Genomic DNA, 19,789 nt, shown 5'->3' on the forward strand with positions numbered 1-19,789 from the left:
TGGCTCTTGAGCCCCCCTTCGCAGTGGACGCCCGCGTTCCCCAGCAACCGATCACGCCTCTGATCAGCGATCGTTGCTGGTGCTTGCCGCATGGGGTAATCAACCTTGCGAAAATGCGTTTAAAGTGAGCCGATGAGATGATACCGGCACAAGTGTGTCGGTTTTTCGATGTGAAACTATCAGGGTTCGAGGCGGCGTTGCTGGTAGATCCAGTCGACAATTTCCCCGTCGGGGGTGTAGCCGCTGACCGTATCGCGCAGGAGTTGGCGAACGCGCGCATAGTCATCCTGATCCACTGCAGCGACCAATTCGGTCAACTTGATCTTGAGTAAATCCCAAGAGAGGTGATCCTCATTGGCAGTCATGATCATCGGGTGCTGTGTGGCCGCCACGTTATCGCCTATCAACAGCTCTTCGTAGAGCTTCTCGCCCGGACGCAGTCCAGTGAACTCGATAGCGATGTCGCCATGCTGGTTTTTCTCCGAGCGAACGCTCAGGCCGGACAAATGAATCATCTTTTCGGCAAGCTCGGCGATCCTCACGGGCTCACCCATATCCAAGACAAAAACATCACCGCCCTGCCCCATGGAACCCGCTTGAATGACCAACTGCGCTGCCTCAGGAATGGTCATAAAATAGCGAGTAATCTTCGGATGGGTGACGGTCAGCGGCCCCCCGGACTTTATCTGCTTGTGAAACAACGGTATGACCGAGCCAGACGAACCCAGTACATTACCGAAACGGACCATAGTGAAGCGCGTCTTATTCACATGCGAGATATTGGAGGTTTCACCATACAATGCCGGGGCCAGTTCTCGACTGAGTGCTTGCAGGGTTAATTCAGCCAAGCGTTTGGTGCTGCCCATGACATTGGTAGGTCGCACCGCCTTGTCTGTCGAGATGAGGACAAAATTCGCAACGCCTGCTTTCAGCGCAGCTTGGGCGGTGTTGAGCGTACCAATAACATTGTTCAAAACACCCTCGGCAATGTTGTGCTCTACCATCGGTACGTGTTTGTACGCGGCGGCATGGTAAACAGTGTCTACATGCCAAGTCTTCATCACATCCAGCAACTTCTCCGGATTGCGCACAGAACCGAGAATGGGAAGTAAACGTACCGACAAGGACTCCCTGGCAATCCGTTGTTCTAGTTCGGACATGATGCTGTACAGATTGAACTCACTATGCTCGAACATCAGGAGCGTTGTTGGTTTCAGAGCTAGAATCTGCCGACATAACTCTGAACCGATTGAGCCCCCGGCCCCGGTAACAAGCACGCACTGCCCCTTGATGCAGTGTTCTAGTAAGTCACTCCGAGCCGGAACCGCATCCCGGCCCAGAAGGTCCGCAACATCTACTTCCTGGATATCATCAACCTTTACCCGTCCGCTGGCCAGGTCCATGAAACCGGGAACGCTCCGGACGTGGAGTGGGAAACCTTCAAGGAACCCAAGAATTTCGCGACGCCGGCCTCGGTTAGTAGACGGGATAGCCAACAGGATTTCCTGAGCCCCAGTGGTATCGATCATCTGCTGGATATGCTTAGGTTTATAGACCTGCAATCCGGAGATGACTCTATCGGCAATCCCGCTATCGTCATCGATAAATGCGACCGGACGCATGATACGCCCCATACGCAAGGCAGCGACCAACTGGTTACCGGCTGAGCCCGCGCCATAAATGGCAACTCTTGGCAAGCCATCGTCCCGATTGGTAAACGGGACATGCTGAGCCGCACTGAACCAGTCGCCCAAGAAATACTGGCGCATTGCCATGCGAAGTCCACCGATCATGATCAGACTCAACCACCAATAGTTGAAAATGATCGAGCGCGGGACTACATTTTGGTGGTTACTATACCAATAAACAACTACGCCAAGAATTAATGACGATAAGCTGACCGCCTTGATGATCGCGATAAGCGCATCGTTGCCGAAGTACCGCATTACAGCGCGATACATGCCAAACCGGATAAACAAGGGGATTGTGACTAGCGGGGTACATAAGAAAAGCCAGGAATGGACGATCAGTGGATTAACCATGTCATCAACACCAAGGCGAACCAGAAATGCCAACCACAACGCGGCCCATACTAGAACGACGTCGACCGTAACCTGAAGGAGCCGTTTTTGACGCCGTGGCAGTCCAAGCAACAGTTTGCGCAATTTATCCATAACCCCGTCGTCCACCTCGAACCGCTCACCTATTGATCGTATTGACGAGTGTACGTCTCCGACGCACTCGTAACGTGGAAAAATCTTATCTGCTTCAGAGCACTGATACCGGTAACACCACAAGAGAACCAAATCACTTCATGAGGGGGCGCAAGGAATACAGACCTCGACCGCCGCTACTGGAAATACGGAAACGTGAGGAGGGGGTCAGATTGTGCGAATATCAGACAAATTTTCGCCATACCCCTTTCCCTCCTACCAGAACCGACTCACACCATAATAGAATTGTGAGACCACAAACAGGCTACGGTTTCACGGCTTGCTGCATAACAATGCGAATCACCTCGCAGGTCTTTTCTATTTCGGCCTCAGTCAGCGTCGGATGTACCAAAAACATCAAGCTTGTCTCACCCAGCTCTTTCGCAATGGGTAGGCTTACTTCTGGACGCCAGCCCGTATCGTCGAACGCTTTCTCGAGGTAAACCTCCGAGCAAGAACCTGAAAAACATGGAACGCCGAGAGCAGTAATCTCGGACAGGATACGGTCTCGGTTCCAGTCAGCTTTTAAATGCTGCAGCTCTACGAACACATAACATTTATAGGCAGCGTGTTCAAAGTCTTCGGAAACCACTGGAACACGCAGACCCTTAAGCTTGCGAGCCTGCGACCAAATACGTTCAGCGTAACCGATTCGCCCAACACGCCACTGCGCCATGCGACGAAGCTGTATCCGGCCTATGACCCCTTGCACTTCCAGCATCCGCCAGTTTGTGCCGAAACTCTCATGCAACCAGCGGAAGCCTGGTCGATGCTCTCGTTCGTAAATAGCCTCCCAACTCTTGCCATGATCTTTGAATGCCCACATTTTCAACCAGAGATCGCGGTTGCTGGTTGTCACCATCCCCCCCTCCCCCCCTGTTGTCATAATTTTGTCCTGGCAGAACGACCAAGCACCTATATGACCAATGGAACCTACAGGGCGTCCCTTGTACTTCGCGCCATGAGCCTGGGCGCAATCTTCGATTACCTTGATATCATGAAGTGCTGCCAACTCCATGATTGGATCCATATCACACGGCCAGCCGGCCAAATGAACACAAATAATACCCCGAGTACGGGGGGTCAATACGGCCTGGATAGTCTGAGCAGTAATGTTTTGGGTATCGCGGTCGACCTCGGCGAAGACAGGGATAGCACCGGCATTGACAATGCTGGAAACCGAGGCGAGGAAAGTGCGAGGCGTGACGATGACTTCGTCACCCTGCCCAATTCCCAGCGCAATCAGTGCGAGGTCAAGTGCGACAGTGCCATTCGCCAGTGCGACGGAATATTCAGTGCCTGCCCACGTGGCGAATTCTTTCTCAAACTCGCGGCACTCTTGCCCCGTCCAGTAGTTGACCTTATTGGAAAGCACAACGTCGCGGACGGCATCGGCCTCTTCCTCAGTGAACGAAGGCCAAGGAGAAAATGGGGTATTCAACACGGTTTTTACCTGCCAGCCATAATTATTAATGAATCGTCGGCAATCGACGACAGCCAATCAGTCACGTGCATCCGATAGCCAATCACTCAGGATCTTCCAATCTGTCGAGCGGCGACCGTCATGTTATCAGAGATATCGCAGATCAACCCGGCTCCAGCCTCAGCGTACAGCCTCTTCATTTTTTTGAACCGGTGAACCGAGTCATTGTCACTTCCCCCTCAGCGCTGATGCCATCCCTGATCAAGACTTTTTTGACAGTGAGGAAAATTATTTTCAGGTCGAGCCACAGCGATTGATTTTCTACATACCAAACGTCAAGTTTGAATTTCTCTTCCCAAGACAATGCATTACGACCATTTATTTGTGCCCATCCGGTAACCCCGGGCCGCGCATTATGTCTGCGAATCTGCACTTCATCGTACAGAGGCAAATACTCCATCAATAGTGGGCGAGGCCCTACTAAACTCATATCCCCTTTGATGACGTTCCACAGTTCTGGCAACTCATCCAAACTGCTGGATCGAAGAAATCTCCCAAAATCTGTCATTCGCTCAGAATCGGGTAACGAGTTGCCGTTGGCGTCAAACGCATCCCGCATAGTGCGAAACTTAACCATCTCAAAAGGTTCGCCATCGAGCCCCGGTCTGACCTGTCGAAACAAAATCGGTGATCCCAATCGCTTGCGAATCAGGTATGCGACGATCGCGATCACGGGAGACAAGACAATCAACCCGGCTACCGAAGCCACAATATCAAAGAAGCGTTTTGACATCAGAGGTCCTTGAAAGAAAAGTTGTTGGGACGAAAGCTTTGGAGTTCATTTCGATAAACGCTTGAAGTGTTCACCAAAACGCTTGACACCAACTTTAAGGGACAGCTCTCTATGATAAAATTCCAATCCGTTTTCAGCCATTTGCTTGTGACCTTGTACCGATACATCTATCAAGTCCTGGACCGCTCCCGCAAGCGCCTGCGGATTGTCTGATTCGCTGACAACTCCGCATTCGGCGTCGCGTACAAGATCGGCGGCATCACCATCTACCGCCATCAATATCGGCTTACCGGCCGCCATGTACGCCTGAGTTTTAGAAGGAATAGTGATAGTGAATAACGGATCCTTCTTCAAATGCACCAGCAACGCATCGGCGCTGGATAGATATCCTCCCACTTCGGACATCGGAACAGCAGGCAGGAAGAACACATTATCAAGCCTCCTGCTTTTCGCAAGTGCTGCCAGCCTAGCGGTTTCAACTCCCCCACCCAAAAAAATAAACGCTACTTCACTCCCTTTTTCCTGCAACAATTCCGCCGTTGCAATGACAGTATCAAGCGACTGCGCCTTACCCATATTTCCAGCGAACAGAATTCGAAACGCCGAAGTCTCTGGAAAATTGGCCGGTGGATTACTAGAGGAGGAACAAACCAAATCTTCGGCACACCAGTTATATATGACATCGATTTTTTGCGAAGGCACTCCTCGCTCGATCAATAGCCGTTTGAAACCAGGTGACAATACAACAATCTGATCAACGTGAGCATATACCCAATCGCAGACGCGGGAGACGACTTTCAGGAGCTTTTCGTTGGAAAACATCCCTGTGGCTTTGAGCGTGTCCGGCCACATATCCTGAACATCGTATACCACGGGCACGCGTCGAAAAAAACGGACTAGCGCAGTTGCAATACCTACCGTCAATGGAGGATGGTAGGCATAAATGACATCCGGTTTTTTAGCTCGAAAGAGGCCATAAAGCAAAATACTGGCTGCAAAGCTGATGTAGTTGAGAAGTCGGCCGACACCACTCTGCCCATGGCTAGGGTAAAGTGGTACGCGCGTCACTTGGACGCCGTCAATGACTTCGCGCTGTAAGAGTTTCATCTTATAGTCAGGGTACAACTTACCACCGGGATAATTTGGAAACCCGGTGACAACCTCTACCTCAAAACCCTGCGCAACCAACTCACGAGCAAAAACAAGCCCCTTGAATGTGGGCTCAGGATCAAACCACTGAGTGAACATTAAAACACGAATAGCCATTCGTATCAGTACCTTCTCCAAACAGTCCGCATGATATAATCACGATAGCTGTGAATGATTCTAACCACTTTCTCAGCTACATTGGGCATGCTGTAGTCCGCTACTAGTCGAAGCGTACGTTCTTCGCCACGATCCTGGCTTTCCAGCACCTGCAAACCCTGCATCACCCGCTCGACCTCAAGTCCAACCATCATTACTGCAGCCTCTTCCATGCCCTCTGGACGTTCATGAGCTTCCCGAATATTCAGGGCAGGGAAGTTGAGAATGGAGGATTCTTCGTTGATCGTACCGCTGTCAGAAAGGACTGCCTTGGAGTCAAGTTGCAACTTGTTGTAATCTTTGAATCCGAGTGGTTTTAGCAAGCGAACATTCTCATGGAACTTGGCACCCAAGGCATCGACTCGTTTTTGAGTTCGTGGGTGGGTTGAAACAATCACGGGATAGCCGTAATGCTCAGCCACCGAATTCAAAACCTCGACTAGCTTGCCAAAGTTTTTATCGGAGTCGATATTTTCCTCGCGGTGTGCACTAACGACAAAAAACTTGCTCTTCTCCAAGCCTAGACGAACCAGTACATCCGACGCTTCAATGCCTTCACGGTAATAATTGAGCACTTCAAACATCGGGCTACCGGTCTTAATGACCATGTCAGGCGAAAGACCTTCGCGCAGCAAATAATCCCGAGCGATCGTGCTGTAAGTGAGATTGATATCCGCAGTGTGATCAACAATACGCCGGTTGATTTCTTCAGGAACACGCATGTCAAAACAACGATTACCCGCTTCCATATGAAAAGTCGGAATCTTGCGGCGCTTGGCAGGAATGACTGCCATGCAGCTATTTGTATCTCCCAAAACCAAAAGAGCCTCTGGTTCAATCTCGGCCAGGACGCGGTCGACACTAATAATCACATTGCCTATGGTCTCTGCCCCGGTATTGCCCGCAGCGTTAAGGAAATGATCCGGTTTGCGGATCCCGAGGTCATGAAAAAATATCTCATTCAACTCGTAATCGTAATTTTGACCTGTATGGACCAGCACATGATCGCAATACTTGTCTAGCGAAGCGATGACACGCGACAAGCGAATGATTTCGGGGCGGGTGCCTACGACAGTGACGACTTTCAACTTTTTCATTGTAATTCTCATCCAAATACGATCAGACTTCGGTGCCCACTGGCATAGTGTAGGTGTCCGGAAACTCACGATTAAAAATCTCGTTTGCCCACAACATGACAATCATTTCACTATCACCAACGTTGGTAATGTCATGACTCCAACCGGGCACGGTCTCTACAACTTTAGGTATTTCTCCATCGGTGAACAACTCATAGAATTCACCTGATATTATATGGCGAAATCGAAAGCAGGCCTTGCCGAAGATAACCAGAAACTTTTCTGTTTTGGTATGATGATAATGGCCGCCCCGAGTAATACCCGGGTGCGCAGTAAAATAAGAAAACTGACCGGAATCCTTGGTCTTGAGCATCTCCACGAAAACGCCTCGGGCATCTCCGTGCTTGGGAACCTCATAAGTAAACTCTTCGGGCGGCAAATAACTGAGATAGGTTGAATACAAAGCTCGCACTAGGCCAGTGCCGACCCGCTCGGCTATCATAGACTGCCGACTCTCTTTAAAGGCATAAATTTGTGCCGATAGATCACCAACAGTTATAGAGTATTTTGATTTTATATTTACAAAAGGGTTACCGGACAACCGTCCGTCCATTACAGAAATAAAACTGCTTACAACGTCATCGATATAAACAAGTGAAATTTCAGCGTTCGCGTCGTTGATAGTGACAGGCAAACCATTTGCAATATTGTAACAAAAAGTCGCCACGGCCGAATTGTAGTTGGGTCGAGCCCACTTTCCAAATACGTTTGGCAGCCTGTAAAGATGCACACTACTGCCTAATGTGTTAGAAAGATTCAGCAGAGCATCTTCAGCTTCGCGCTTACTATCCCCGTAAGCATTGGCCGATTCAGCTTGAATTGAGGAGGTGTAAAGCAGTGGAATTTTACGCCCACTCGCGGCGACCGCTGCGCATAACGCCTGAGTGAGATCGGCGTTCCCAATTTTGAACTCTTCAACATCCCGAGGGCGATTGACACCGGCTAGGTGGAAAACGAAATCCACCTCTGATACGAGCGAATGCAGACTGGCGATATTATCTTCGCGACAGAATCGCAGCACCTCGACGTCTTCTCGCTCACGCAGATGAGCTATTAGGTTCTTACCAACGAAACCATTGGCACCGGTGATCAATACTTTCATGCTTTATTCCTCGGGTGTCGCGAATTCGCCGCGCTGAATTGCACGCATGAAATCAAGTTTCAGCAACAGACTCTGCATCCCCTGAACGTCCAGGCGCTCAGTGTTATGCGAGTTGTAATCCACCATGGTAGAAATTCTCTCTTCGCCTTGCTCGACAAATTTACTGTAATTCAGATCCCGAAGATCCGGCGGCACTCGGAAGTACTCGCCCATATCCTCTGCGCAGGCCATTTCTTCCCGACTCAAAAGCGCCTCGTAAAGTTTCTCGCCGTGGCGGGTACCGATAATCTGAATAGGATGTTCAGGCTGGCCCAGCATGGATGTAAGAGCGAGAGCAAGAGTCTCAACAGTCGCGGCGGGAGCCTTCTGAACGAATAGATCCCCGTTGTTGCCATGCTCAAACGCATACAGAACCAAATCGACGGCATCCGCGAGAGTCATCATGAAGCGCGTCATGCTTGGATCTGTAATGGATAGCGGTTGGCCAGCACGAATTTGACCAATGAACAAAGGAATAACGGACCCACGCGAAGCCATGACATTGCCGTAGCGCGTCCCACAAATCACCGTTTTGGTTTCATCCACGTTACGGGATTTGGCAACCATGACCTTTTCCATCATGGCTTTGGAAATACCCATAGCATTGATCGGGTACACAGCCTTGTCAGTACTCAGACAAACTACCCGTTTAACTTGATTCTGGATCGCCGCCTCAAGAACATTCTCCGTACCAAGAACATTGGTTTTGACAGCCTCCATCGGATGAAATTCGCAGGATGGCACCTGCTTGAGCGCCGCGGCATGAAAAATGAAGTCCACGCCACGACTAGCATTCAATATACTCTGATAATCCCGCACATCGCCGATGTAAAATTTCAGTTTCGGACTGGCATAGCGCTTGCGCATGTCATCCTGCTTTTTCTCGTCGCGGCTGAAAATACGAATTTCAGTGATGTCGGTATCTAAAAATCGCTTGAGCACAGCGTTGCCAAAAGAACCTGTTCCGCCGGTTATCAGTAGTGTCTTATTGTCAAACACGGCCTACCCTCTTTATTAAATGATATGAAAAATAGCTACTAACCAGACAAACCGGATTTTGATTTTATCAAAAAAACCACGATTATTATTGGTCAGATTAGTACCGTGAATACGTCTTAACGTAACCGTTTCGTTCAAATGAACGACTGAATTACGTCTATTTGCAACAAAAGCTATCCAAATATCATGACTGATCACCTTAGAATGAAAAGGGATCAGAAAGGGTTTAATTTTTTTCGACAACAGCATGGCACAACCGAAATACGGAGCGCTACGCCCGATAAAAACCTCAAATATATTCTTGTAAGGAGTACAATTTCTCGTATGGTCAAAGCCACAAAAAAACTCACGTGAGTGAACATCATCTACAAATGATTCCAGACAGCCCACAACCAGCAAGCTATTCGAATTTTTCATTGCAGAAATCATTTTGTCGACCCTACCCACCGGCCATAGATCGTCTTGATCACTCAAAAAAATATAATCACCCGATGCTTCACCAATCAAATTTTCAAAATTACCTATATACCCAAGATTCTTTGTATTTCTGATAATCCTGATTCTTGAATCATCAAACTCTTCAACAATACGAAGTGTGTCATCCTTCGAACCATCATCACCAATCAGAACTTCAGAATTTTCCGGAATTTGTTCAAGTATTGAACTTAGCTGATCCCTGATGAATTCAGCCCCATTGTAAGTAGCTAAGCAAACGCTAACCGAAAACATATTTATTCCTAGTTAACACCCAATAAAGAAACCAGAACACCCAATTATCAACGTAATGAGCCGGTCCGGAAGAGCGCCCTTTCTAAATTTGGCTACACTATTCTGATCACATTCGCCACCTGGGGAAAAACTCGTTAGTTACTAACATTATAGCTATAAAAAGCATAAACACAAACCCAGAAGCCAATGCAAGGCTTTTCCTCACCCGGCATAACCGCCACTATGGCTCAGGCCCCATGGATCTCACGCTTCATCACGCTAACAAATAAAGCAATCCAACAGGAAAGCCTTTTGACATCACCGGAAAGCCGAGTCAAAAAACCTTCATCAAGCCTGACTCTTACTCTGAAGCCTGACAATCAGAAACACGTAACAAATGACCGCATAGAAAACACCAAACCCAACAACTATCCAAACTAACCCACTAAAATCAAAAAAGTGAAACTTATTAGCGGCAAAAATGAAAGATGTCATACATATGCCATACACAGTTAGAGAAGCCATATAGGTTTTTGCCAAACCAAGGTATACGAACAGGAAATTTAAAACCGCATGAAAGTACATAACAAAATAAAAAAATGCGAAACCGATAACCAACTCATAATAAATTAGATATTTTTCACCTAAAAAGACATTTAAGAATAGTTTAGGGACAACGGCACCGGAAAACATCAGCCACGACACCAAGACACCAACAGCAAACATCGCAGCTGAAAGGTTCAAAAACCTCACTGCGCCCTTACAACCTGATGCAATTAATCTAGGGAAGAAATAGTTGTTGAATGCACCGTACAGAAGCCCTCCGCCCAAAACCAAAGTCAACATATTCGAATAGAAAGCTGCAAACGAAGGATCTGCTGTGGCGACGAAATACCTAGGTATATTCACGATAACACTCGAAAGAAATGCAGCTGCGCCTAAAGCATATCCACTAAAAGACGCCACACTCCCAGTGAAAGCCACTGAAACATATTTCAAAGTGAGGATGGCAAACACCACACTAACTATGAACAGCGCGACATTTAGAGCCATCCCAGCGTATAGAATGGAAAATATTATAGAAGAAAATAGCACAAACCTGAAAAGCGTCTGTTTAAACACATCATTATAGCTGCCCTTCCTGAGACCCTCGCAAAGAATTGGCTCGTATATAAATTCTGCGCACCTATAAAGAAAAAAACAAAAAATAATTTGCGTCGAAAAATAAAAAGAGCCGACCAATCCCAATAGCAAAAATGGGATTATCAGCAAAAAACGTGTGCGCAATGAGTCTCTAAAATTTAGTTGGCCACTCAGTATTGAAACATTGTGCTGCATGGAAAAAAACAGTTGTACAGGCGCACAAATAGAGAAAGAGACCCCTAACAAAGCTGCGTCGCTGTAACTTCCAAAGTGTGAGGTAACCATTACCAAAAATATGGAAGGCGCACTAAAAAAAACATTTGTGAGAAATGCATATATAAAATTAATCATATGTGGCCACGCGAGCGGCTTTAGCACCAATACACCTTGCAAATATACTTAGCACTGATTACTACCATTTTTATAAATGACTATCATTTCAAACACCATTTCGGAATTTAGGATAAAAAATCCGAGTATCTACACACGGCAATATGGATAGAACATCATGCATATTAAATTTTGTGCTGTGATTACCAGTAACTTGAAACGGGCTTATATTTCTCGTAACACCCCACCGCCTAAAGATCTACCGTTAACGCGCTGAGTGCCTCTCAATGCTTCAGGCAACAGTCCTTTTCGAACCCCGAGTGGAGTGACTTCGGCGACATGATACTCATCCCCTCCATCACTCCAACTGCCACGAATTTCGTTGCGTTATACCCGGATGAACTCAGCAGAGTTAAACCCGCCCCCTGCGAACAAGCATGAAATTGCGAACCAACGCTACCATCAACCCTAGTGCACCACCCAAGACAACACCTAGCAAGATGATGTACTTCTTTTTCGGTTTTATCGGGCTATCCGGGCGTTCAATAGGGCCATCCTGGCGGTACACAGAAACAGCATCAGGACTTACCTTCAAATCCTCATAAAAGCTTTTTTTGATTTGCAGTGATCTCAAGTTTCCGATGAATGGATCATCCGACTTGCGTGTTTCCAGATTTTCAATTTCTGCCCTCAACGCTTTGCTGCCACGCATGTAAGTCAATTTACCATCCATCCCAGCAGAAACTTCAGCAGATAGATCACCAGAGATGATGGGCGGATTTTGCAAACCAATGGCCTCAGCAATTGTTAACGCTTCGCGCAATCGGCTGATGGAATCCTGTCGGATTCGACCTTCGGTCTCCTGCAAAGTGGCGATCTGCTGACCAAGATTACGTGCTCGGACTTCCGCTTCGCGGGTAACGTTGCTGATCATTTCCATTTTTGCAGCGGCACCTGCCCGAGCTGAAAAATCGCTGACCCAACCGGTTACTAAAGCGGGATCTTCGCCCTGAACGGTGACCGAATACCGATCTGGTTGTTCTTTGCTCGGAAGCGCAACGGTGAACGTTTTTGAAAACTCGGCATAAAGCAGGTCTTGCGATCCGGCACGCTCAGCCTCCGGCAGCGAGGGCAAATAAACTTCGTAGAAAAAGCTTCGTCGTAGCGCCTCGCTCTGCAGGTTACGAACGAATACCTCGTACACATCTTTAATCGAATAAGGTACTAGCTCTGCCCCGATTGTTCGGCCATAGTTAAAATTCGCGATACCATTCGCGGTAGGTGGCAGCAGATAACCGCGCGCTTCATAAACCGGTTTGGTCAAAAAAGCAAACGTGCCTGCTGCAACGGCACCGATCAGCGCAAAGCCGATGATCAAGGCTTTTTGAGCCCATAACGCCGCAACCAGATCAAAAAGATCAAGCTCATTCGTACGTTGCGTCGATTCGTGAGTATTAGTCATACCAAACTTAACCTATTTTATTTTCATAGTGGACTAGACGCGAACTTCTATCTCTCAGCATTCTACCCATACACTTCATCGCAACGACTGCCGAATGTTCCGCCAGGCTACAAGCCATTAGCAGGGTGTGAAAAGTCACTTTTGGAAGCCCACTATTCGCCACTTAACTCTACACCTAGCTGAATCTTCAAACCGGTAACCTGGAGCGGACTAAGCTGGGCCGACCATCATCGTCAGCACCAACATAGCTCGCTACCTGAAGTGATGGCTTGTCGAGGACAAGGCTGGTTGAAACTCGCAAACAAAATATTGTTTTAATCTTTCAAGTTCCCCTTCGAGAACATCCAGCCATGCCCCCTACAATCGAACGCATAGAAAATTTATGCGCTCGAGTTATCGAGAAGGCGAATCCAGCAGCTTCTGTAAGTACTGGCCATAGCCGGTCTTTTTCAGCGCCTCTGCTTGAACGCCCAGCTGCGCCGAAGTGATCCACCCACTGTTGTAAGCAATTTCTTCCAGACAAGCCACTTTCAGCCCCTGCCGCTGCTCAATGGTATGCACAAAGTGACTGGCCTCCAGCAAGGAGTCATGGGTGCCGGTATCCAGCCAGGCGAAGCCACGACCGAGCATTTCAACCTTAAGTGTCTTGCGTTCGAGATAAGCACGGTTGACGTCAGTGATTTCCAGCTCACCACGCTCGGAGGGCTTAATGTTCTTGGCGATTTCAACGACATCGTTGTCGTAGAAATACAAGCCTGTTACCGCATATTTGGATTTTGGCTTGAGCGGCTTCTCTTCGATGCTGAGGGCTTTGCCTGAAGCGTCAAACTCCACCACCCCAAAACGCTCCGGATCCGACACGTGATAACCGAATACAGTCGCGCCGACTTGCTGGGTACTGGCCGAACGAAGATTGTCCGAGAAATGCTGACCATAAAAAATATTATCGCCGAGGATCAAGCAGCAAGGGTCTTTGCCGATGAACTCTTCACCGATAATGAACGCTTGTGCCAACCCGTCCGGGCTAGGCTGTTCAGCGTAGGTCAACTGAACGCCATACTGGCTGCCATCACCCAGTAACTTACGAAAGCAGGGCAAATCTTCAGGCGTTGAAATGATCAAGATTTCCCGCATCCCTGCAAGCATCAGCACCGACAATGGATAGAAAATCATCGGCTTGTCGTAGATTGGCAACATCTGCTTGGAAACACCAAGCGTCAGGGGGTGCAATCGGGTTCCCGAGCCGCCAGCGAGGATGATGCCTTTACGATTTATCGTGGTCATTTGTTCAGAACTTCCCTAAGCATTCGAGTTACACCACTTTGCCAATCCGGCAAGTGTAGAGAAAAATTATCACGCAGCTTCTGAGTGTTCAGTCGTGAATTCAAAGGCCGACGCGCGCGTGTTGGGTAGGCGATCGTGTCGATAGGACCCACCGACTTGACAACAAGCTCCTGCTCATTGGCTTTCGCGAAATCGATCACATAACGTGCGTAGCCGTGCCATGACACTTCACCAGCAGCGGCCAAATGATAAAGGCCTGACAGCTCAGGGCGCTGAACAACCTTCTGAATAGCCAACGCCGTCACATCTGCAATCAAATCGGCACCCGTGGGTGCGCCGATCTGGTCCGCGATTACATTCAGCGTCTCGCGATCTTTAGCCAAACGCAGCATAGTCTTGGCGAAGTTGTTTCCGCGAGCGCCGTAGACCCAGCTGGTACGGAAAATCAGGTGCTTGCATCCGGAAGCTGTGATCGCCTGCTCTCCCGACAACTTGCTGGATCCGTAATGATTCACGGGAGCGACAGCATCTGTTTCCAGCCAGGGAGTTGAGCCGTCCCCGTTAAAGACGTAATCCGTGGAATAGTGAATAAGCCAGGCGCCCATGGCCGCGGCTTCTTCAGCCATGACCCGGGTCGCGAGACCATTCACTGTGTCCGCCAATTCGGTTTCGGTCTCTGCCTTGTCCACGGCGGTGTACGCGGCCGCATTGACGATGAAGTCAGGTTTGACCTGCCGAATAGTCGCGCGCAATGCGTCGAGATGAGACAGGTCTCCCGACAAACCATCATGCGTTTGGCGATCCAGTGCGATCAGCTCACCCAGTGGAGCGAGGGAGCGTTGTAACTCCCATCCGACTTGGCCATTTTTGCCCAAAAGAAGGATCTTCATGCTTTGCTCGAGCGGTCCGTGTAGTTCTGGTCGATCCACTGCTGGTAGCTTCCGCTTTTAACGTGCTCTACCCATTCGGTATTGCCCAGGTACCATTCGACCGTCTTGCGGATGCCGGTTTCAAAGGTTTCTTCCGGAGTCCAGCCCAGCTCGCGCTGGATTTTGCTGGCATCGATTGCATAGCGCTGGTCATGGCCAGGCCGATCCTGGACGTAGGTGATCAGGCTGGCGTGGGGACGATGTGCGGAGTCAGGACGCAGTTCATCAAGCAATGCGCACAAGGTGTGCACCACTTCGATATTCTGCTTTTCGTTATGCCCGCCAATGTTGTACGTCTCGCCAATCACACCTTCGGTGACGACTTTGTACAGTGCGCGCGCGTGATCCTCGACGTATAGCCAGTCACGGACCTGGTTACCTTTACCGTACACAGGCAGCGGTTTGCCTTCCAGCGCATTGAGGATGATCAGCGGGATCAACTTCTCAGGGAAGTGGCAAGGGCCGTAATTGTTCGAGCAATTGGTCACCAGTGTTGGCAAACCGTAGGTGCGCGCCCATGCACGGACCAGGTGATCGGAGCTGGCCTTGCTGGCGGAGTACGGCGAGCTTGGCTGGTAGGGCGTCGTCTCGGTAAAGAGATCTTCGGGGCCTTCCAGGTCTCCATATACCTCATCTGTCGAAATATGATGGAACCGGAAACTGGCTTTACGCGTGTCTTCTAGCGACATCCAGTAGTGCCGCGCGGCTTCCAGCAAGGTATACGTGCCGATGATATTGGTCTGGATGAATTCAGACGGACCGGAGATGGAACGATCGACGTGAGATTCTGCGGCCAGGTGCATGATGGCGTCCGGCTGGTGCTCGCGCAAAACCCGGTCGACTTCTTCACGGTCGCAGATATCAACGCGCTCAAACACATACCGGGAGTCTTGGCTGACCCCTGCCAAGGATTCAAGGTTGCCCGCATAAGTGAGCTTATCCACATTCACGACAGAATCGGAAGTGTTGGAGATGATATGACGGATTACCGCCGAACCAATGAATCCGGCGCCGCCGGTTACTAGAATTTTCACGCGAAAACATACCCTTGAGTTACTGACAGGGCCGCCAACCGAGCACTGTCTAATCCATGAATGCAAAAGCCGGCAATGACCCGAGGCTACTTGCAGAGTCAGTCCGCCCGACCTCGGAACCAGCCGCTTTCGGACAAGCGAAGCATTTTACAGCTTAATGACGTTTTTACTAATGGATGTAGACAAGCAGTGGCTAAAGGAAAACACATATTTCGACACGAGACGTGCTAACCAGGATATTTGGCACGTATGGATTTTCGCTTGATGAACCAACCCAGGAAGGGGCCGATCAACATTCCCAGCAGGAGGGCAGAAAGCATCGCCAGTGAAACGGGCAATTGCGGACCTGACCAGCCTAGGAACAACAAGGAAACAGATTGCTGATTCTCCAGCACGAACGCGAGAATTGCCAGAACCAGCAACAGGCAAAATACTGCCAGAACCACTCGCTTCAAGTTACGCATCAGCAACTCCTTGAAAATCAAAGACCGTCAACCCCCCTCCTCCTCATCCTCATTAACCCGATCCCGCAGCTCCTTCCCCGGCTTGAAATGCGGAACGAACTTGCCATCCAGGCTAACCGACTGCCCGGTCTTCGGATTGCGCCCTACCCTTGGCGCACGGTAATGCAGAGAGAAGCTACCAAAACCCCGGATTTCAATACGATCCCCGGTAGCCAGGCATTGGGACATTTGTTCAAGCATGGTCTTGATGGCCAGCTCCACATCCTTGGATGAGAGCAGCCCTTGATGGGTGACAATTCGTTCGATCAACTCCGACTTCGTCATATTTTTCCCTTCTTTTTCAAGCAGCTAGATCAGCGCTTCAAAGGTTTTAGCATGCTCGGAGCTATTTGAACAGTCCAAGGTTTGACATATCTTTACCGGCTTGGAGTCGCCCTGTTTCCGGGCATCTACAGCTGACTGGAGCTCTGGTCGGTTACCTGCAGATCACCAGCATGGTGCGTGTCAGGTAGCCTGCCGGGTTGAAGCCGAATGGGTATTCGTCCTCGTCTTTGGCGTCATCGGACCTTACGATTACCTTGTAGCCTGAAGCTTTGCATTCCTTGTCGGCGCGCTTGCGGCATTTTTCCCAGCCGGAACCCAGGCCGGAGCAGTCAATCTCGATACCGCTGACTCCCCGTACTGCGTGGGTCTTGGCGCTGGTGGTGCAGCCTGCCAGTGCCAGTACTGCTATGGCGACCATGAGCTTGTTCATGCACTTCCTTTTTAGTCAGGCACCCTACCGGAGGGCGCTTGCGCCTTGTGCTTCAGAGTAGCTGCAAATAAGCGATTGATCCTGTTAAAGAAAGAGACAATTTGGGGATAGTGTTGGTTCAGCCGCAGTTACGCCAAGGACGGTTAAGATCAAAAGATCGTCCGAACGCGGCCCGAACCTTCGGCAGCTCCTACGGGGGATCGGGGAGATTTCGGAGAATAGGATTAGATCGAAAGAGGATTGTAACCGTCCGGCCAACACACCTTTCTGACGCCGTCGCTTAAGGCGATGGTGTCCACCTAAATTTAAGTGGACACCATCTTTAGCCTTTTTAAGCGGACGCCCATGCCACAACAACGCCGTTCCTATTCCAAATCCTTCAAGACCCAAGTCATTGCCGAGTGCGCCCAGCCCGACAACTCAATTGCCAATGTCGCGTTGACCCACAACCTCAATGCCAACCTCGTCCATAAATGGATTCGCGTGCAGACGCAAAAATCTCTGGCGCTGCAAACCGCGTTCATCCCGGTCAGAGCATCGCCATCGGCACCTCAAGTCCTTCCTGCCATGATCAGGATCGAAATACCTCATACAAAAGGCTCAGTTGTTGTCAGTTGGCCGGCAGAAAACGCAGCGGCATGCTCTGCTTTTCTGCGAGATCTGCTGCAATGATCCGCGTCGATTCAATCTGGTTGGCCACCGAGCCCATGGACATGCGCGCCGGCACTGATACAGCGCTGGCCCGCGTCGTGGCGGTGTTTGGTGCGGCGCAGCCGCACTGCGCGTATCTGTTTGCCAATCGGCGCGGCAACCGCATGAAAGTGCTGGTGCACGACGGTCAGGGCATTTGGCTGGCGGCACGCCGCCTGCACCAGGGCCGATTTGTCTGGCCTGGCACTCGGCACGGTTCGCAGCTGGAGCTCAATTCCGAGCAGCTGCAGGCGTTGGTGATCGGTTTGCCTTGGCAGCGGCTCGGGTCTGACGGAGCAATCCGAATGATTTAAAGGAAATGCCTGACATACACTCAACAGTATTTTGGTCAGAATCAGCCCATGATTTCTGCCAATTCTCTTGCTCAACTTAACCCCGAACAACTGCGCAGCCTGGCTGCGCAGTTGTTCCAGCGCGTCGAGCATCTGGATAAGCAGGTTGAAACACTCGATAAAGCGCTGCTGCACCACAAAACCCGCAACCAGCAGCTCACTCACGAAATCGCCTTACTCAAACGCCACCGGTTCGCCAAGCGTGCCGAGTCGTTCAGTCCGGCTCAGGCCAGTTTGCTGGATGATTTGCTGGAAACCGATCTGGCCGCCATCGAGACCGAGCTTGAAACGCTGACACCCGAAGCTGAGCCTGCACCCAAGCGTCAGCCACCCAAGCGCGCCGCCTTGCCTGCCGAATTTCCGCGCACGCTGATCCATCACGAACCCGAAAACACTCAATGCCCATGCGGTTGCGCCCTCAAGCGCATCGGCGAAGACGTCAGCGAAAAGCTCGATTACACGCCCGGCGTATTCACCGTCGAACGCCATGTCCGCGGGAAATGGGTCTGCAACCAGTGCGAAACCTTGATCCAGGCACCCGTTCCGGCTCACGTCATCGACAAAGGCATCCCGACTGCCGGGCTGTTGGCCCAAGTGATGATCGCCAAGTATGCCGATCATTTGCCGCTGTATCGCCAGGAAAAAATCTTCGCCCGTGCCGGGCTCGCTATCCCGCGCTCAACCCTGGCCAGCTGGGTCGGCGCCTGCGGCGTGCAACTGCAGCCACTGGTTGATGCCCTGCGTGAAGTACTGCTGGATCACAACGTCGTGCACGCCGACGAAACGCCGGTACAAATGCTCGCGCCAGGCGCTAAAAAAACCCACCGCGCTTACGTCTGGGCCTACGCGACCACCTCGTTCGCCGACATTAGCGCCGTGGTGTACGACTTCAGTCCCAGCCGCGCTGGCGAACACGCTCGTGCCTTCTTGCAGGACTGGAAAGGCAAGTTGGTGTGTGATGATTTCGGCGGTTACAAGGCCAGTTTTGAAGGCGGTGTGACCGAGCTGGGCTGCATGGCTCACGCACGCCGCAAGTTTTATGACTTGCACGCAACGCACAAAAGCCAGATCGCCGAGGAATCGCTGCACTACTTCGCACAACTATATGACATCGAGCGCGAGGTGCAGGGGTTGGAGGCGGTTGAACGCCAGCGAATACGCCAGCAAACAGCAGCGCCCATCGCGGATGCGTTACATGCCTGGATGAGCGAAAAACGCCAGCTGGTACCTATCGGCTCAGCCATCGCCAAAGCGTTGGATTACAGCCTCAAACGCTGGGCGGCGCTGACGCGCTACCTCGATGATGGGGACGTGCCCATCGACAATAACTGGTGCGAAAACCAGATACGCCCGTGGGCGCTCGGTCGCAAAAACTGGCTGTTTGCCGGCTCGCTGCGCAGCGGCAAGCGCGCGGCTGCGCTGATGAGTTTGATTCAGTCGGCCAAGCTTAATGAGCATGATCCGTATGAATATCTGAAGGATGTGCTGGAGCGGTTGCCGACACAGAAGATGAGCGCGATTGCCGAGCTACTGCTGCATAACTGGGAACCGGTTTGTAAGGTGTGATGCCCGTTCGCTTACAGAGGATTGACAGGGGTCGGGGATGTTCTGGGGATCGCGCGCCTCAC

19 protein-coding genes are annotated in these 19,789 nt (G+C 50.4%); 3 read left to right on the top strand and 16 right to left on the bottom strand.

From position 1 onward, the window contains the following. Positions 1-179 precede the first annotated feature (179 nt). The 16 genes from ACYZTK_RS07085 to ACYZTK_RS07160 all read right to left on the bottom strand — a co-directional run bounded on the left by ACYZTK_RS07085 (position 180) and on the right by ACYZTK_RS07160 (position 17,118). Positions 180-2,174 (bottom strand): polysaccharide biosynthesis protein, encoded by a 1,995-nt coding sequence (locus ACYZTK_RS07085; RefSeq protein WP_462013780.1) that lies wholly within the window; start codon positions 2,172-2,174, stop codon positions 180-182. Positions 2,175-2,478: 304 nt separating this feature from the next. Further along, positions 2,479-3,657: a DegT/DnrJ/EryC1/StrS family aminotransferase gene (locus ACYZTK_RS07090; protein ID WP_462014870.1), complete on the bottom strand. Its 1,179-nt coding sequence runs from the start codon at positions 3,655-3,657 to the stop codon at positions 2,479-2,481. Between the two features lie 175 nt (positions 3,658-3,832). Beyond that, positions 3,833-4,429 carry a sugar transferase gene (locus ACYZTK_RS07095; protein ID WP_462013781.1) on the bottom strand — a complete coding sequence of 199 codons (597 nt, stop codon included), beginning with the start codon at positions 4,427-4,429 and terminating at the stop codon, positions 3,833-3,835. Between the two features lie 45 nt (positions 4,430-4,474). Next, positions 4,475-5,695 carry a glycosyltransferase family 4 protein gene (locus ACYZTK_RS07100; protein ID WP_462013782.1) on the bottom strand — a complete coding sequence of 407 codons (1,221 nt, stop codon included), beginning with the start codon at positions 5,693-5,695 and terminating at the stop codon, positions 4,475-4,477. Positions 5,696-5,700: 5 nt separating this feature from the next. Further along, on the bottom strand, positions 5,701-6,831 hold the full coding sequence (wecB, locus tag ACYZTK_RS07105; protein ID WP_462013783.1) for a non-hydrolyzing UDP-N-acetylglucosamine 2-epimerase: 1,131 nt from the start codon (positions 6,829-6,831) through the stop codon (positions 5,701-5,703). A 22-nt stretch (positions 6,832-6,853) separates the two neighbouring features. Continuing rightward, positions 6,854-7,972, bottom strand: a complete 1,119-nt coding sequence (wbjC, locus tag ACYZTK_RS07110; protein ID WP_462013784.1) for a UDP-2-acetamido-2,6-beta-L-arabino-hexul-4-ose reductase — start codon at positions 7,970-7,972, stop codon at positions 6,854-6,856. Between the two features lie 3 nt (positions 7,973-7,975). Then, entirely contained in the window at positions 7,976-9,010 is a 1,035-nt protein-coding gene (locus tag ACYZTK_RS07115; protein WP_462013785.1) for a polysaccharide biosynthesis protein, read from the bottom strand. A gap of 15 nt (positions 9,011-9,025) precedes the next feature. After that, positions 9,026-9,739, bottom strand: coding sequence for a glycosyltransferase (locus ACYZTK_RS07120; protein WP_462013786.1), 714 nt, complete (start codon positions 9,737-9,739; stop codon positions 9,026-9,028). Between the two features lie 327 nt (positions 9,740-10,066). Further along, positions 10,067-11,212 (bottom strand): hypothetical protein, encoded by a 1,146-nt coding sequence (locus ACYZTK_RS07125; RefSeq protein ID WP_462013787.1) that lies wholly within the window; start codon positions 11,210-11,212, stop codon positions 10,067-10,069. Positions 11,213-11,603: 391 nt separating this feature from the next. Continuing rightward, complete coding sequence (locus ACYZTK_RS07130) at positions 11,604-12,653, bottom strand: LPS O-antigen chain length determinant protein WzzB (RefSeq protein WP_462013788.1); 1,050 nt, start codon at positions 12,651-12,653, stop codon at positions 11,604-11,606. 393 nt (positions 12,654-13,046) lie between these two features. Next, positions 13,047-13,937: a glucose-1-phosphate thymidylyltransferase RfbA gene (gene rfbA, locus ACYZTK_RS07135; protein ID WP_462013789.1), complete on the bottom strand. Its 891-nt coding sequence runs from the start codon at positions 13,935-13,937 to the stop codon at positions 13,047-13,049. Next, a complete protein-coding gene (rfbD, locus tag ACYZTK_RS07140; protein WP_462013790.1) occupies positions 13,934-14,827 on the bottom strand; it encodes a dTDP-4-dehydrorhamnose reductase in 894 nt (297 codons plus the stop codon). Before rfbD ends, rfbA begins: the two co-directional genes overlap by 4 nt. After that, positions 14,824-15,900, bottom strand: a complete 1,077-nt coding sequence (rfbB, locus tag ACYZTK_RS07145) for a dTDP-glucose 4,6-dehydratase (RefSeq protein ID WP_462013791.1) — start codon at positions 15,898-15,900, stop codon at positions 14,824-14,826. Before rfbB ends, rfbD begins: the two co-directional genes overlap by 4 nt. A 227-nt stretch (positions 15,901-16,127) precedes the next feature. Next, positions 16,128-16,364, bottom strand: coding sequence for a lipopolysaccharide assembly protein LapA domain-containing protein (locus tag ACYZTK_RS07150; protein ID WP_462013792.1), 237 nt, complete (start codon positions 16,362-16,364; stop codon positions 16,128-16,130). A 27-nt stretch (positions 16,365-16,391) separates the two neighbouring features. Then, the gene (gene ihfB, locus ACYZTK_RS07155) at positions 16,392-16,688 is read right to left on the bottom strand and encodes an integration host factor subunit beta (RefSeq protein WP_407004131.1); all 297 of its coding nucleotides are present in this window, start codon (positions 16,686-16,688) and stop codon (positions 16,392-16,394) included. Between the two features lie 151 nt (positions 16,689-16,839). Continuing rightward, positions 16,840-17,118 (bottom strand): hypothetical protein, encoded by a 279-nt coding sequence (locus ACYZTK_RS07160; protein WP_462013793.1) that lies wholly within the window; start codon positions 17,116-17,118, stop codon positions 16,840-16,842. A gap of 345 nt (positions 17,119-17,463) precedes the next feature. Here ACYZTK_RS07160 and tnpA point away from each other — a divergent pair, with 345 nt between their 5' ends. The 3 genes from tnpA to tnpC are packed head-to-tail and all read left to right on the top strand — an operon-like array spanning position 17,464 to position 19,727. Beyond that, complete coding sequence (tnpA, locus tag ACYZTK_RS07165; protein ID WP_462013794.1) at positions 17,464-17,790, top strand: IS66-like element accessory protein TnpA; 327 nt, start codon at positions 17,464-17,466, stop codon at positions 17,788-17,790. Beyond that, positions 17,787-18,122 (top strand): IS66 family insertion sequence element accessory protein TnpB, encoded by a 336-nt coding sequence (gene tnpB, locus ACYZTK_RS07170; RefSeq protein ID WP_462013795.1) that lies wholly within the window; start codon positions 17,787-17,789, stop codon positions 18,120-18,122. The genes tnpA and tnpB overlap by 4 nt, the downstream gene beginning before the upstream one ends. A gap of 48 nt (positions 18,123-18,170) precedes the next feature. Beyond that, on the top strand, positions 18,171-19,727 hold the full coding sequence (gene tnpC / locus ACYZTK_RS07175) for an IS66 family transposase (RefSeq protein ID WP_462013796.1): 1,557 nt from the start codon (positions 18,171-18,173) through the stop codon (positions 19,725-19,727). Positions 19,728-19,789: the final 62 nt, after the last annotated feature.

It is taken from the genome of Pseudomonas sp. LB3P31, from assembly GCF_054897945.1.

Excerpts from the sequence above, each read along its gene's own strand:
- ACYZTK_RS07085 (WP_462013780.1), bottom strand. The coding sequence starts at position 2,174 with ATGGATAAATTGCGCAAACTGTTGCTTGGACTGCCACGGCGTCAAAAA.
- ACYZTK_RS07095 (WP_462013781.1), bottom strand. The coding sequence starts at position 4,429 with ATGTCAAAACGCTTCTTTGATATTGTGGCTTCGGTAGCCGGGTTGATT.
- ACYZTK_RS07100 (WP_462013782.1), bottom strand. The coding sequence starts at position 5,695 with ATGGCTATTCGTGTTTTAATGTTCACTCAGTGGTTTGATCCTGAGCCC.
- wecB (WP_462013783.1), bottom strand. The coding sequence starts at position 6,831 with ATGAAAAAGTTGAAAGTCGTCACTGTCGTAGGCACCCGCCCCGAAATC.
- wbjC (WP_462013784.1), bottom strand. The coding sequence starts at position 7,972 with ATGAAAGTATTGATCACCGGTGCCAATGGTTTCGTTGGTAAGAACCTA.
- ACYZTK_RS07120 (WP_462013786.1), bottom strand. The coding sequence starts at position 9,739 with ATGTTTTCGGTTAGCGTTTGCTTAGCTACTTACAATGGGGCTGAATTC.
- ACYZTK_RS07125 (WP_462013787.1), bottom strand. The coding sequence starts at position 11,212 with ATGATTAATTTTATATATGCATTTCTCACAAATGTTTTTTTTAGTGCG.
- ACYZTK_RS07130 (WP_462013788.1), bottom strand. The coding sequence starts at position 12,653 with ATGACTAATACTCACGAATCGACGCAACGTACGAATGAGCTTGATCTT.
- rfbA (WP_462013789.1), bottom strand. The coding sequence starts at position 13,937 with ATGACCACGATAAATCGTAAAGGCATCATCCTCGCTGGCGGCTCGGGA.
- rfbD (WP_462013790.1), bottom strand. The coding sequence starts at position 14,827 with ATGAAGATCCTTCTTTTGGGCAAAAATGGCCAAGTCGGATGGGAGTTA.
- ACYZTK_RS07150 (WP_462013792.1), bottom strand. The coding sequence starts at position 16,364 with ATGCGTAACTTGAAGCGAGTGGTTCTGGCAGTATTTTGCCTGTTGCTG.
- ihfB (WP_407004131.1), bottom strand. The coding sequence starts at position 16,688 with ATGACGAAGTCGGAGTTGATCGAACGAATTGTCACCCATCAAGGGCTG.
- ACYZTK_RS07160 (WP_462013793.1), bottom strand. The coding sequence starts at position 17,118 with ATGAACAAGCTCATGGTCGCCATAGCAGTACTGGCACTGGCAGGCTGC.
- tnpA (WP_462013794.1), top strand. The coding sequence starts at position 17,464 with ATGCCACAACAACGCCGTTCCTATTCCAAATCCTTCAAGACCCAAGTC.
- tnpB (WP_462013795.1), top strand. The coding sequence starts at position 17,787 with ATGATCCGCGTCGATTCAATCTGGTTGGCCACCGAGCCCATGGACATG.
- tnpC (WP_462013796.1), top strand. The coding sequence starts at position 18,171 with ATGATTTCTGCCAATTCTCTTGCTCAACTTAACCCCGAACAACTGCGC.